This is a genomic window from Litoribacillus peritrichatus, assembly GCF_039537985.1.
GTDB lineage: Bacteria > Pseudomonadota > Gammaproteobacteria > Pseudomonadales > Litoribrevibacteraceae > Litoribacillus > Litoribacillus peritrichatus.
This window is the reverse complement of sequence record NZ_BAABBN010000004.1, coordinates 1,316,184-1,330,542: the sequence shown is the minus strand read 5'-3', so window position 1 is coordinate 1,330,542 and position 14,359 is coordinate 1,316,184. Positions and strand designations below refer to the sequence as shown.

The window sequence follows — 14,359 nt, the reverse complement described above, 5'->3', positions numbered from 1 at the left end:
GCGAAAGCCGGTTTTTTTAATCATCCGCTCTATCCTGAGAGCACGACCAACAACTCTCGAATGACACTTCATTTTCTTCTTTGCAATTGCAGCAACACCACATACCCGATGATAAATCACATTCGATATCAGCCAATACATCCTTTGCCTTCGCAGCCTGCCAACGATTTACCCAAAGCTCCGGCCAAACATCAACAAACGAAAGCTCACCAACCGCACCAACCGAAAATTCATTTCTGACTTCAGCATTAATCCGATTGATATCCAGCAAATTTTTAGCATTCATCACTAAAAACGAATTTGGGTGAGTAAACACCAATTGCTTATCTTCAAGCACTGTTGATTCCATCATGATTTATCACGCATTCCCAGCCATTGTTTTACTTAGAGAATAGTTTATAAGAAAATAGCTGTTTATAGAAAAGTAAGCGACATCTGCACTCATGAGTAATCTAATCATGCTAAACAAGCCGTTCAACGTCTTATCTCAGTTTACCGATCCAGAAGGAAGACAAACACTGGCAAACTTCATCGAAGACAAAGCATTCTATGCTGCAGGCAGACTCGATTATGATTCAGAAGGTTTGATTCTATTAACCAATAACGGACAGCTGCAAAATCAAATCGCAAACCCCAAACAAAAAATGCCTAAAACCTATATTGCTCAGGTGGAAGGGCAAATCACCCAAGACGCAATCAAACGACTGATGAACGGCGTAGAGCTTAAGGACGGAAAAACCAGACCGGCCAAAGCAGCCATCATTGATCAACCAAATGATCTTTGGGATAGAGTGCCACCCGTACGCAAACGCGATAACATCCCAACCTCCTGGATCAAACTGACCATAACTGAAGGCAAGAACAGGCAAGTCCGGAGAATGACTGCCAATGTTGGCTATCCCACCCTTCGATTAATAAGAATATCCATCGGACCATGGTCCCTTGACTCGCTAAAACCCGGTGAACACAAAAAGCTCACTATTAACATGCCAACCCCCAAGCAGACCTCTCATCACCCTAAAACCAAAAGAAAATCAAAGAAGATTTAACACCGGAGGCAAATTAACTTAGAATACCGCCAATTTTTCATTACTGGTTAAGAAATATGGTTTGGACCCCGCACGGCACTGTTGCAACGATCGTTGAGAAAGACGGAAAATTTTTGCTGGTCAAGGAGCTTTCTTCGAACGGCAAAGAAGTCTACAACCAGCCTGCCGGACACATCGAAGCCGATGAACCTGTTTTAGATGCCGCGATACGAGAAACCATCGAAGAAACCGGCTATACAGTTTCAATTAATAAATTCATCGGCATGTACATCTATAAAGCACCATCAAACGGGGTTATTTATCATCGCTATTGCTTCTCCGCGACAGAAGAAAGCTATAACCCTAACGCTGAGCTGGATAATGGAATTATTGGCGCTTGCTGGATGACGCTCGATGAAATCAAAGCCCAGCCAGAAAAAATGAGAAGCCCTTTGGTATTGAAATGCATTGAAGATTACCTTAATCGCCCCCATCTACCTTTGGATGTGATCTACGAACTCATTTAATTTAACTTCTTTTCGGACTATTTCATGAAAGTAATCGTTGGTATGTCAGGTGGCGTAGACTCTTCAGTTGCCGCCCTTCTTCTTCAGCAACAAGGCTATGATGTTGAAGGCCTGTTCATGAAAAACTGGGAAGAAGATGATGGCACCGAATACTGTACTGCCATGGAAGACCTGAAAGATGCACAGTCAGTGGCAGATAAACTCGGCATCAAACTCCATAAAGCCAACTTTGCAGCTGAATACTGGGATCGTGTTTTCGAACACTTCCTTGAAGAGTACAAAGCAGGCAGAACGCCAAACCCGGATATCCTCTGCAACAAAGAAGTGAAGTTCCGGGCTTTTCTGGACTACGCCATGCACTTAGGTGCAGATTTTATTGCAACCGGCCATTACTGCAAAAAGCAAATGAATGATGGCGTGGCTGAACTGGTTAAAGGTCACGACGCCAACAAAGACCAAAGTTACTTTTTGCACGCTGTCGGCGGCGACAAAATATTAAAAACCCTGTTCCCTGTGGGTGAACTTGAAAAACCTGAAGTCCGACGCATTGCGGAAGAGCACGGACTTATCACTCACAATAAAAAAGACAGCACCGGCATCTGCTTTATTGGAGAACGTCGTTTTAAAGATTTTCTGCAACAGTACATTCCAGCACAACCAGGTAACATAGAGACAGACACCGGCGATGTCATCGGTCGCCATGACGGCCTGATGTATCATACCTTGGGCCAACGACAAGGCCTCGGCATTGGCGGCCTGAGCAACTACAGTGAAGATCCTTGGTATGTAGCACAAAAAGATCTCGACAGAAATGTTTTGATCGTCGTACAGGGCGCTCAACACCCCCTACTCTTCTGTGACGGTTTAAACACCAGCAAAGTGGATTGGGTGAATGGAGAACCGAATGAACTGCCTTGCAAGCTTAAAGCTAAAACCAGGTACCGCCAAAGCGATCAAGACTGCACATTAAGCAAAGATGCAACGGGAAGTTACCGCGTTATCTTTGATGAACCTCAGAGAGCGGTTACACCCGGTCAATCCGTCGTTTTCTATCAAGACGATGTATGTCTGGGTGGCGGTGTCATCGAATCGACATTTAATCATCAGTAAATACAGTATTCATTAATCACTTATTGGATTGAGAAACTAACTTGAAGCATACAATTGAAGACAGAGCCATTGCCCTTGCCGGCGTTTTTCAAGCCGCACAAATGGTGGATCAGATTGCCAATAGCGGAAATTGCAATTCATTCACGCTTGAGAACAGTCTTCAGTCTCTTTTGAACACAGCGCCTGATGATACTCTTGCCGTTTTTGGTAATAACCTGATGAATATCCGTCAGGGCATTCAGTCTCTTAAAGAGTTCATGACGCCAAAGTCACAGGGCATTACACCTAATGCCTTGCGCTATTCAATATCATTGCTTCATATTGAATCAAGGATTCGTCGTGACTCCGAACTTTTGAATGTTATCTCTGTTCGATTAGAGCAGCTAGAGAAACAACTTGAGCACTTTGACATCACCCATGAAAATGTCATTCGCTCCATTGCTGATATCTACAAAGACACAGTCAGTACATTAAAATTCCGAATTCAGGTAAATGGTAACCCGACCTACCTTCAAACACCCCACAATGCTGAGAAAATACGCGCCATTCTATTGGCTGGTGTTCGCGCAGCAATATTGTGGCGGCAAGTCGGTGGCAGACGTTGGCATCTTATCTTCTCTCGCCGTCAGTATTTACAAGCGGCTGAGCGTTTATTAAACACCAACCCTTAATAAACAAAACACACACTAGCCAAAAAAATGGTAACAACAATGAACCTTAATGCGTTAACCGCTCTTTCTCCAGTCGACGGCCGTTACGGCAGTAAAACCAAAGCACTTCGTAATCACTTTAGTGAGTACGGCTTGATCAGAAATCGAGTTAAAGTTGAAGTTCGCTGGTTACAAGCGCTAGCTAACAACCCTGCTATCACAGAAGTCCCTGTTTTTTCTGACGAAGCTAACGCCATTCTGAACTCTCTGGTCGATTCTTTTACTGAAGCTGAAGCTGATCGAGTGAAAGAAATTGAAGTAGGTCCTGGCGGCACCAATCATGATGTAAAAGCGGTCGAGTATCTGATCAAAGAACGCATTAAAGATAACGCGGAACTCAACAACGTTCTTGAGTTTGTACACTTTGCCTGTACGTCAGAAGACATCAATAACTTATCACACGCCCTTATGTTGTCTGGCGGCCTTGAAGAGACCATTCTTCCTGAAATGACCAATGTCATTGAAGCCATTCGCAAGTTAGCTCATGATTACGCCGATAAACCAATGCTTTCTCGTACTCATGGTCAAACGGCTTCGCCGACCACCATGGGTAAAGAAATGGCAAACGTAGTTGCCCGTCTTGAGCTTCAGCTAAACGCGATTAAAAACGTGAAACTTTTGGGCAAAATCAACGGTGCTGTTGGTAATTACAACGCTCACCTTTCTGCCTATCCGGACGTTGACTGGGTAGCTCATGCAAAAGGTTTTGTTGAGGGTCTGGGGCTTACATGGAACCCATACACCACTCAAATTGAGCCTCACGACTACATTGCTGAGTTATACGACGCGATTGCCCGTTTCAATACGATCCTGATCGATTTTGACCGCGACATCTGGTCTTACATCTCACTAGGCTACTTCAAGCAGCGCCCTGTTGCCGGTGAAGTGGGTTCATCAACGATGCCGCACAAGGTTAACCCGATTGACTTCGAAAACTCAGAAGGCAACCTGGGCATTGCCAACGCAATCATGCAGCACCTTTCAGCTAAGCTACCAATTTCTCGCTGGCAGCGTGACCTTACGGACTCCACTGTTCTTCGCAACCTGGGTGTCGGTCTTGGTTACTCTCAAATTGCTTATCAGTCAACGCTAAAAGGCATTAGCAAGCTTGAATTGAATGCAGATAAGCTACTGGAAGACTTAGATAACGCTTGGGAAGTTATGGCTGAGCCAATTCAAACCGTTATGCGCCGCTATAACATCGAAGGTGCATACGAGAAGCTAAAAGAATTGACTCGTGGTAAAACGATTGATCAAAAAGGCATGCAAGCGTTCGTTGAGACACTTGAAATACCGGCCGAAGCAAAACAGCTGTTAATTGATCTGACACCTGCAACTTACATTGGTAACGCCATCGAGCAAGCAAAAAACATCTAACATTTAGAGTGTTTTACAAAAATAAGGGCCGCATGGCCCTTATTTTGTTTTAGGCTTACACAAAATCGCCACAACCCATCCGCGAGGAACAATAATGGACATATTTAAAAACGCAGGAATCACCAAAGAAGAATTCCTCGCAGAATACTGGCAAAAAAAGCCTCTTTTTATTCCCAATGCTTTCACCGATTTTGAAGCCGTGATAACAGCTGATGAGCTTGCCGGTTTATCCTGCGAAGAAAACATTGAATCCCGAATCATTATCGAAAATGGCAAGGCACACCCCTGGGAATTATCAAATGGCCCGTTTGACAATGAAACCTTTGCAAACCTTCCTGAGGAAGGCTGGACACTGTTGGTACAAGCAGTAGACCAAGTCATTCCACAAGCCAGCCAGCTTTTGGATCACTTCAATTTCATTCCTAATTGGCGCCTTGATGACCTCATGATCAGCTTCGCAGCGCCGGAAGGCAGTGTTGGCCCTCATTACGATCAATACGATGTCTTTCTTATTCAGGCCGAAGGTGAACGCCTTTGGCAAATTGGCGCACCTTGCGATGCCTCTACGGAATTCAGAAAAGACACGCCTTTACACATCCTGACTGAATTTGACGCCACAGAAGAGTGGCTGACAAAGCCGGGAGACCTCCTTTATATTCCACCACGCATTCCTCATCTTGGTGTTGCCAAAACCCCTTGCCAAACCTATTCAGTTGGATTTCGTGCGCCTTCCCATGGAGAAATTCTGGAGTCCTTTTCAAGCTTTGTTGCAGACAAACTAGGGCAAGACCTTCGCTTTACAGACACAGACTCAACCGGGTCAACCAACCCAGGATTAATCACAGAAGAAACCATCAGCCAGCTTTCAAGCGTCATTCAACAAGCACTGGATGATAAAGAAGCTATAAAGGAATGGTTTGCCGGCTTCATGAGCGAGCCCAAATATGAAGAAAATAAAGATGAAATCCCCTTCGAAATAACAAACCAGGAAATGACAGACATCCTGAAGTCATCAACAGAATTAAGAAGAAGTGAACAAACCCGCTTTGTTTACACAGAATCAAATACAGAAAACGGGTCACTATTTGAGTTGTTTGTAAACGGGTCTAAGATTGAATGCATCATTGAAAATAAAGACTTAATTGCACTTTTATGCCAAGAACGTTGCATTCCGATTAACAACCATATTAATCTTCTTACAACGCACGAAAACATAAGCATAATAAGGCACTTATACGAGCAAGACTGGCTATACGTTGAGTAATCAACTTTCATGCCTTGCTCCGCAGTTGTAAAGGCACAAGGCATGGAAACAACAGAAAACATCACCGTAGATATGGTCTCCTGGCAATCAGGAGAAGTCATCCTCAGAAATCTGAAACCCTTACTGGCGCTTCAAAGCCATACTCCTGTTTCGCAGGCATTTGATGTGCATGACTATAACGCCCATCACTTTATCGCTTTTGACGAGCATAAAACCCCCATAGCCACTTGCCGCCTTACAGAAAACGGAGACATCTCCAAGCCTCAGACGACCGCCGAGTGGATGCATAAAAGCATCGAAAATAAACTCATAGAGTCTGTCATCAGATACGCTAAAGAGCATACCAAACTAACGAAGTTGACTATCGTTGAAGACATCAGAATCGCCCCTTTTTATGTCCACTTTGGCTTCAAAGAAGAAGGCGAACCCATCATTGAGAGAGACCTGCCCTCTCAAAAAATGGTTTACAACATCAACCGGGAAGAACCCAAAAAGGCATCTACGGTTTATCTGGACTTTACTGCAAAAAAATCTTCTACAAGCACACAAAATACAGAAGCAGACAACAATACAGAGGCTTTTCACGGCCAAACATTTAATGATCTAAGTTCTTATCTTGAAGCACTCAAGGGCGTTGCGTCGAGCACCAGCAGAATTTTAAAAATATATTCGCCCATTTTGCATCCGCAGCTTTTTGGCAACCACCAACTGATTGAGATTCTAAGCAACCACTGCCGACGAAGCCGCTATACAGAAATTCAGGTGCTGGTTATGAGCGAAAAAAGCCTGATAACCGGGACACACGGGCTAAGGTCTCTCTATGAAAAACTGCCGTCTTCCATTGCAATACGTAAGTTTATCCCGGCCGATGACGAAATAGATTATCGCGAATACATGATTTCTGATAACGGCCAGATGAGCATACGAGGGCGAGACCGAACCATTAACGGCTCAGTAACCACCAATCGTTCTGAAATTGCTAAAGAAATGAATTTATTCGACGATTTCTGGTTAAAGAGTCGCTCGATTCCAGATTTGAGACTGACTACTTATTAAATAACAACCAAAGAAACGAGTGGATGAACTCCACTCGTACACTAGACCAAAAAATCTAAATACTGAGCAGCCACTCGCTTATCAAATTGCTTTTGCTCACCGGTATCAAACAGAATCACCCAATACCTCGCCTCATCACTGATAATCACGCCCTCTCCATACGTCTGATGAAATACCCTTTGCTCACTTTTCTGGCCTGACTTTCTCTTGCCCGCATTTCTGGAAAAGTAATCTGGTACGCCACTTAACCGTTGTTCGTCCACAGAAACATCCAGTGTTATTTCATGACCTGTACGAACCAGGTACTCCTTGCTGATATCTTGAGCTGTCGCCGGAATTTTCAACACAGGCTGCTGAGACTTATCAATCGCCGTCCCTATCAGATCCGAAGACTCATATTGCAGTTCATAAAAAAACGGGGAGTTTGATTCTTGTTTTTCTCCCTTTTTCGCTGTTTTTTTAACCTCTGGCGTTAACAGATACAAGCGCTCTTTGGCTCGCGTCATCGCGACGTACAATAGGCGTCGCTCGCTTTCAACCGAGGCAGGCACGGTAAGCTCACCATCAGGCCGATAAGGCATAAAGCGATCACTTAAGCCCGGAATAATTACGCACGACCACTCCAGCCCTTTAGATCGGTGCATTGAGGTTAAACGCACCCCATCATTACTTTTGCTCTGGCGCTTACTGCGTAAATCCTGCCAGTACTGCCAGCCTGTATCTGAGCTCAGATCAAGTCCGCGAAAATAGCGAATAAACGCCCTGACAGTTTCAAGCCTGTCGTCAATTTGCTGAGAAGAAAATGCACCCTCCCGAATCCCCTCCTCCATGTCAGTTGCATGAAAGTATTTGGAAAGCAGCTTAGCCGCCCGAAAGCGACCGGCCTGAGCATCGTCCATCAGGCGAGAACGAACCAGCAGCTGATCCGCCTGTCGATTGGACAACGTCTCCGGCATCGCTTGCCGTATCGCCAATCCCGGTTGCGCATCAGACATTTGAACAGCCACCCGAACAATGTCCTGCAGCACCGTACGGCGAATCTTTGGATAAGGGTTCGTCAACAGAGTCATCAACAACTTACTTTTCGCCTGCGGCTCCAGTGTTTCGTATCTGCCCGCTGCAATTAACAACAAACTTTCAAATGGTGCCAGCTCGTATCGATCCAGAACACTGAGTGAGTGATCCAACCGATAAGGAATATTATTTTCCAGAAATGCCAGTTCAATGGGTGCACTGATGGCCCAAATTCGATTTAAAACAGCAATATCCTTTAACGGGGTTCGCTCTGACTCTTCTCGAATGACTGAAATAATCTCTTTCGCGTAATCAGCCGTCACCCGATGAGTTAAAGATGTCTTAGGGTTGGACGAATGTGAAAGACACAATACTCCGTCGCGGTTAGGGTTATTTGAAATCAAATGATTGCATAACAACGAAAGACGATGCCCATATCGAAAGGTATTCGATAGGTTATATAAACTCACCCCCGAAAACGCCTGATCAAACTCAGTTGTCATAAACTCCGGCCTGGAACCCCTGAACTCATAAATGGTTTGATCCGGATCTCCCACCACCATCAAATCCCCTCGATCTCCCCGAAGCGTCGACACCAGGAATTGCTGGATTTCATTGATATCCTGATACTCATCCACAATGATTTGCATCATATGCCCGGAGAAAACAGCCGCTACTTCAGGCTGCCGGTGAAATACGCAACAAGGGTCGTACAGCATATCGCTGAAAGTTATTCGTTTTTGAGCTTTACGCCACTGTTCAAACGCCGTAAAAACATCAGCAAAAAAACGGCATTGAGCTGGCAAACCTGAGGCCTCAAATACCACCTCGGGTGGCTTCAAGGTAGATTTAACCAAGTCGATGAAATTAACGGCAGGCTCCACCCATTTGCCTTTCTGATCCAATATATCTTTCGCTGTTTCAGCATCTGCACATTGCTGTAATATTCGCCAAACCTGGCTTTCAACCTCACCATCGGTAAGTAATTTTGAATCAAATGAGGGTAAGTGACCTTGTTGAATGAGCTGCTTATAAATCCTGAGGCCTAACGAGTGAAAAGTACGAACCTCTGGAAGTGCACCTCCTTCAAAGTCATTTGAATAACTTTGATGTAACTTATGCAACTTACGCGTAAAGTCCTCCTGAGCTGCTTTGTTATACATCAAAACCAAGATACGTTTTGCAGGAAGATTTCTTTTGAGACACTGCAGAACAAAATACACCAGAGTGGTGGTTTTACCCGCACCGGCAACCGCCATGACTTTCGCGTGGCCTCCCGGGTGATGTATTACTGCTTTTTGTTCTGCTGTTAAAGACATAAAAAATCGCACTCCATCTCTGAAGTGCGATTTTAAACAATTTGTCTGCCTATGTATCTTTAAACAAACTGTTTGTACTTAGATTTTAAGCCATTACTAAAGCGATGCCATTTTAGTAAAGATACTTGAAGTGTCATCTGCACGCTCAAAAACCAATCTTGCGGGTCGATGATAGCCTGGAAGCACCACCCGTATGATGATTACGTCTTTGGTAACAGACGCAGACAACTGGCCGGTTTCACCTGATTTAATATCCCGACAAAAACCAATCAACTTACCTTGCTGAATGTTACCTTCAAGCTTATAGCGGTAACCTTCAGTATCCAGCACGCCAATTATGTCATTACCGGCCCGGTTCAATGTCAACTGAGACGGCTGACCGGAAATTTTGCCGTGATATAAACCTGCCCACTCTCTGGCATGCCCAACCACAGAAATTGAAGTTAACAATAATAAGAGAATAAACGATGAGAAAACTCGACGTAGAATGCTCAAACGCTGCATGATGCACTCCTTTTAAAGGACAATATTTAAAAGGTAGTTCAAAGCAACCCACTGCACTTTGCCTTTAAATGGGACACTGAATTCAATCCGAGATTTATCTTATAACCATCGGTGATATAATGCCGCCACCAAAAATTTAGGAGAATACAATGTTCGACGTAAACGAATACTTTGAAGGCAAAGTGAAGTCCATTGCACTTCAAACAGAAACACTTCCTGCAACGGTTGGCGTAATGGCTCCCGGCGAGTACGAATTCGGCACAAGCCAAAACGAAGTAATGACTGTCGTTTCTGGTGCCTTAACAACTTTATTACCGGGCGAGACAGAATGGAAAACGTTCAATAAAGGCGAGTCTTTTGATATTGCAGCAAACAACAAGTTTCAATTGAAAGTCGCTGTTGATACTGCTTATTTCTGTACTTACGAGTAAGAAATTGTTGTTTGCTATTCTTTTCAGGAATAGCAAACAATCTCAGTTAAATGCCTTTATGCTCCAAAGACACAGAACCAGACAAGGGGTCGCAAAGCATTGCCTTCATTACCGGCAACGCCTCTTCTAACTGCTGAACTAACAAATACGGCGGGTTCACCACAAACATTCCGCTACCGTACATGCCCTTTCCTTTTGGCTCGCCTTTAATGGAAAGCGTCACATGCAGCCACGATTTAGCGTCTGTTCTTTTCAGCTTTTCAGGTAAATCCTTACTTTCTTTGCTCGACAATTGCGGATACCAGATCGCAAATGTACCAGAACTGAAACGCTTTACACTTTCTTTTAGGGTATTAACAACGGTTTTATAATCAGACTTATCTTCAAACGGCGGATCAATTAATACCACGCTTCGTTTAGTCGGCGGCGGCATGATGGCTTTCAAACCGGAAAACCCATCACTTTTATCCACGTGCGCTCGCTTCCTGACCATTGACTTCATATTGTCTTGCAATAACTGACTGTCAGTAGGATGCAGCTCATGCAATCTCAATTTATCAGATGGACGCAGCATCTTAGCAGCAAACCAAGGCGAACCAGGATAATACGTCAGACTTCTTTTTCCTGTGTTAGCTGCTTTAACCTGAGCAATGAACATCTCAAGAAACTGTGGCAAGCCATCTTTATGATAAAGCTTGCTTATGCCTGTCTTAAACTCCGCGTTTTTGGCTGCGAACTTACTATCCAGCTTATACATGCCAGCACCGGAGTGCGTATCCACGTACCAAAAAGGCTTATCTTTTTTTAGATAATAATCAAGAATAGCCACAAGAACAGAGTGCTTTAACACATCTGCATGATTACCAGCGTGGAACGCATGACGGTAACTCAACATATTTTTAGTTCCAGAAACGAAAACGAGCCGCAATTCTAGCGACTCGTTAGTTAATCAGCAATTTTAAACGGTTTATTTAAAACGAACAGCTAAAACGAACCGTTAAAATGATCAGTCATTAGCGCATTGATCAGCACGCTTACCAGAGATACCTTTATAAAACTTTTGCATTTCTGCAATGTCCTTATCGATGTCTCCGGTTGGGTAAAAGGTAGGGCCAAAGCCGCCTTCTTTATTCTTATAGTCCAAGTAGGCTAAACCAATCGGTAAATCCGCACCTGTCGCAATATAGTAAAAACCTGTTTTCCAGCGTTCAGTGCGTGAGCGAGTGCCCTCAGGAGGTATTGCCAGGGCGCATTGCTCCAGCTGACTGATGTCATCAATAATCTGCTGAACCAGGTTATTACTTTTACTGCGATCAACCGAGATGCCGCCCAACCAGCGCATCACCGGCCCCATAGGGCCTTTAAATAACGTATCCTTCCCCATCCAGTTCAAACGAAAACCCAACAGAAAAGACATGGCCAACGTAATCGGGAAATCCCAGTTACTGGTATGCGGCACAGCAACCAGAATAAATTTTTTCTCTTTAGGCGGTGTTCCAACGATTTTCCAGCCGGACAACTTAATACCGATCCAGGAAAGAACCCAAAACACTTGACGAACTATAGGCGTGTTATAAATGGTACGACGCACTACTACCCTCTCTTAACGACAGTCAATTTAAAAGTGCGCGTATGCTAACACATGTAAGCCTAATGTCATCGTTTAGTTTTAGACTTTTTGACCTTGGTCAGTGGAGTCCTTTTCGCCGAACTACCAGTCTTAGAGTTACCATTAGTGGCTTTAGGCTTATTGCCGCTCGGCTTTTGGCGCTTCTTTTGCTCATCCGGATTATACGGTAAACCTGTATGCTGAGTTCTGGCATGCATGAATTTTTTACCGGCTCCGGTGTTCTTCATTCTGTGATTTCTTTTACGAGCTTCAATTTCTCGACGCGTTTCTGGCGGTACTAAACAACCTTTACCGTGACCAATAAGATTCATTTTACCCAATCTCTTTAATGCCTCGCGAAGTGCGGGCCAATTGTCCGGGTCGTGGTATCTTAAAAACGCTTTATGCAGTTTACGTTGCTCTTTGGTCTTGGCACTGAAAACAATTTCCCCGTCGCCTTTCTTAACAGGTTTAAGCGGATTACGCTCTGTGTAATACATGGTAGTTGCCGTAGCCATCGGCGATGGGTAGAAGTTTTGAACCTGGTCCACCCGGAAACCATTTTCTTTCAGCCACAAAGCAAGGTTCATCATATCCTTATCCGTTGATCCCGGATGGGCAGAAATAAAGTAAGGAATCAGATATTGTTCTTTGCCTGCTTCTTTAGAGAATTTTTCGAACATCTGCTTAAAGCGGTAATACGTTCCCATGCCCGGCTTCATCATCTTGTCCAGCGGGCCATCTTCACTGTGTTCAGGGGCAATTTTTAAGTATCCACCAACATGATGAGTAACTAACTCCTTCACGTATTCTGGATCTTCCACTGCCAGGTCATAACGCAGACCGGATGCAATGGCAATCTTCTTCACGCCATCCAGATCTCTGGCCTTACGATAAAGCTGAGTGGTATGACTATGATCTGTTTGCATGTTTGAACAGATGGACGGATACACGCAGGAAGGACGACGACAAGTTTCTTCAATCTTTTTATCTTTACAGTTCAGGCGATACATATTTGCGGTCGGACCGCCAAGGTCAGAGATCACACCAGTGAACCCTGGGGTTTTATCACGAACTTTCTCTATTTCATCCAGGATGGATTTTTCAGAGCGGCTCTGAATAATGCGCCCTTCGTGTTCCGTAATCGAGCAGAACGTACATCCGCCAAAACAACCGCGCATGATATTAATGGAGAAGCGAATCATTTCATACGCAGGAATGCGTGCATCTCCATACTTCGGGTGAGGCACACGCTGATATGGCATTTCAAAAACCCAGTCCAACTCTTCCGTCGTCAAAGGAATCGGAGGAGGATTTAACCAAATATCATTTCGGCCATGGCGTTGAACCAACGCTCTGGCGTTACCCGGATTGGTTTCTTTATGGAAGATGCGATCCGTATGAGCGTACAAGATTTCATCTTTTCGAACCTGTTCAAAAGAAGGAAGCCTAATAAAGCTACGCTCAGGGTCTGTTTGTCGTGCTCCGATATCAGGAATGATTTTTACTGCCTGCTCGGCGCCGGCTTCCGGCTTATCATCTTCATTAACGTATTCATAAGGGTTTTTCTTAGGAACCACTCGCCCCGGCTGATCCAAACGAGTAGAGTCAATTTCATCCCACCCTTCCGGCATTTTCTTTCGTAAAAAACCGGTGCCACGAACATTGGTAATATCTCCAATTTTTTCGCCATTTGCCAAGCGATGAGATACTTCAATCAATGATCGTTCAGAGTTGCCGTACATTAACATGTCGGCCGTAGAATCCAGCAGCACAGATCGGCGTATACTTTCAGACCAATAGTCATAGTGCGCTAAGCGTCTTAAGCTGGCTTCAATGCCTCCAATAATAATAGGCACATCTTTAAACGCTTCTTTACACTTTTGAGAATAAACAGTGACTGCACGCTCCGGTCGTTTTCCAGGTAACTCACCTGGAGTATAAGCATCATCATGCCTCAACCGACGATCCGCAGTGTAACGATTGATCATAGAGTCCATGTTGCCGGCCGTTACACCAAAATAGAGATTAGGCTTACCCAAAACCTCAAAGTTGGATTTATCTTTCCAGTCCGGTTGATCAATGATGCCAACACGAAAACCCTGAGCTTCCAGAGTTCTGCCTAATACGGCCATACCAAAGCTCGCATGATCGACATAGGCATCACCAGTAACAATGATGATGTCGCAGCTATCCCAACCTAAAGCATCCATTTCCTCTCGGGTGGTCGGAAGAAACTTGGAATGGCCATAACATTCGGCCCAATACTTAGGATAATCAAATATTTTTGTCGGGTTTTGACGAGATGTAAGTGAAACAGCTGCAGACATATTGTTCAAACTTTAACCAATTATTCAAGCGGGCAGCTATTCTAACTGAAATACTCAGGTATTCCGAGAGTTGTTCGCCA

14 protein-coding genes are annotated in these 14,359 nt (G+C 44.3%); 8 read left to right on the top strand and 6 right to left on the bottom strand.

Features of this window, described 5'->3' with window-relative positions:
* Window positions 1–16 precede the first annotated feature (16 nt).
* Window positions 17–352: a putative signal transducing protein gene (locus tag ABD744_RS07230; RefSeq protein ID WP_344796932.1), complete on the bottom strand. Its 336-nt coding sequence runs from the start codon at window positions 350–352 to the stop codon at window positions 17–19.
* Between the two features lie 91 nt (window positions 353–443).
* Between ABD744_RS07230 and ABD744_RS07225 the strand changes: the two genes are divergently transcribed.
* The 7 genes from ABD744_RS07225 (at window position 444) to ABD744_RS07195 (ending at window position 7,072) form a co-directional block, all read left to right on the top strand.
* A complete protein-coding gene (locus ABD744_RS07225; protein WP_344796930.1) occupies window positions 444–1,049 on the top strand; it encodes a pseudouridine synthase in 606 nt (201 codons plus the stop codon).
* A 56-nt stretch (window positions 1,050–1,105) separates the two neighbouring features.
* The gene (locus tag ABD744_RS07220; RefSeq protein ID WP_344796928.1) at window positions 1,106–1,555 is read left to right on the top strand and encodes an NUDIX hydrolase; all 450 of its coding nucleotides are present in this window, start codon (window positions 1,106–1,108) and stop codon (window positions 1,553–1,555) included.
* Window positions 1,556–1,579: 24 nt separating this feature from the next.
* Window positions 1,580–2,665, top strand: a complete 1,086-nt coding sequence (gene mnmA / locus ABD744_RS07215; protein WP_344796926.1) for a tRNA 2-thiouridine(34) synthase MnmA — start codon at window positions 1,580–1,582, stop codon at window positions 2,663–2,665.
* A gap of 41 nt (window positions 2,666–2,706) precedes the next feature.
* Entirely contained in the window at window positions 2,707–3,336 is a 630-nt protein-coding gene (hflD, locus tag ABD744_RS07210; RefSeq protein ID WP_344796924.1) for a high frequency lysogenization protein HflD, read from the top strand.
* A 39-nt stretch (window positions 3,337–3,375) separates the two neighbouring features.
* Window positions 3,376–4,752 carry an adenylosuccinate lyase gene (purB, locus tag ABD744_RS07205; protein ID WP_344796922.1) on the top strand — a complete coding sequence of 459 codons (1,377 nt, stop codon included), beginning with the start codon at window positions 3,376–3,378 and terminating at the stop codon, window positions 4,750–4,752.
* A 94-nt stretch (window positions 4,753–4,846) separates the two neighbouring features.
* A complete protein-coding gene (locus ABD744_RS07200) occupies window positions 4,847–6,016 on the top strand; it encodes a JmjC domain-containing protein (RefSeq protein ID WP_344796920.1) in 1,170 nt (389 codons plus the stop codon).
* Between the two features lie 42 nt (window positions 6,017–6,058).
* The gene (locus ABD744_RS07195; RefSeq protein ID WP_344796918.1) at window positions 6,059–7,072 is read left to right on the top strand and encodes a GNAT family N-acetyltransferase; all 1,014 of its coding nucleotides are present in this window, start codon (window positions 6,059–6,061) and stop codon (window positions 7,070–7,072) included.
* A 41-nt stretch (window positions 7,073–7,113) separates the two neighbouring features.
* Here ABD744_RS07195 and ABD744_RS07190 read toward each other — a convergent pair whose 3' ends face one another.
* Entirely contained in the window at window positions 7,114–9,405 is a 2,292-nt protein-coding gene (locus tag ABD744_RS07190) for an ATP-dependent helicase (protein WP_344796916.1), read from the bottom strand.
* 96 nt (window positions 9,406–9,501) lie between these two features.
* Window positions 9,502–9,909: a hypothetical protein gene (locus tag ABD744_RS07185; protein ID WP_344796914.1), complete on the bottom strand. Its 408-nt coding sequence runs from the start codon at window positions 9,907–9,909 to the stop codon at window positions 9,502–9,504.
* A gap of 149 nt (window positions 9,910–10,058) precedes the next feature.
* Between ABD744_RS07185 and ppnP the strand changes: the two genes are divergently transcribed.
* Window positions 10,059–10,340: a pyrimidine/purine nucleoside phosphorylase gene (ppnP, locus tag ABD744_RS07180; RefSeq protein WP_344796912.1), complete on the top strand. Its 282-nt coding sequence runs from the start codon at window positions 10,059–10,061 to the stop codon at window positions 10,338–10,340.
* 46 nt (window positions 10,341–10,386) lie between these two features.
* Here ppnP and ABD744_RS07175 read toward each other — a convergent pair whose 3' ends face one another.
* From ABD744_RS07175 to ABD744_RS07165, 3 genes are all read right to left on the bottom strand, one after another.
* Window positions 10,387–11,235 (bottom strand): 23S rRNA (adenine(2030)-N(6))-methyltransferase RlmJ, encoded by an 849-nt coding sequence (locus tag ABD744_RS07175; protein ID WP_344796910.1) that lies wholly within the window; start codon window positions 11,233–11,235, stop codon window positions 10,387–10,389.
* Between the two features lie 111 nt (window positions 11,236–11,346).
* Complete coding sequence (locus tag ABD744_RS07170) at window positions 11,347–11,931, bottom strand: lysophospholipid acyltransferase family protein (RefSeq protein ID WP_344796908.1); 585 nt, start codon at window positions 11,929–11,931, stop codon at window positions 11,347–11,349.
* 65 nt (window positions 11,932–11,996) lie between these two features.
* Entirely contained in the window at window positions 11,997–14,279 is a 2,283-nt protein-coding gene (locus ABD744_RS07165) for a YgiQ family radical SAM protein (RefSeq protein ID WP_344796906.1), read from the bottom strand.
* Between the last annotated feature and the right edge of the window lie 80 nt (window positions 14,280–14,359).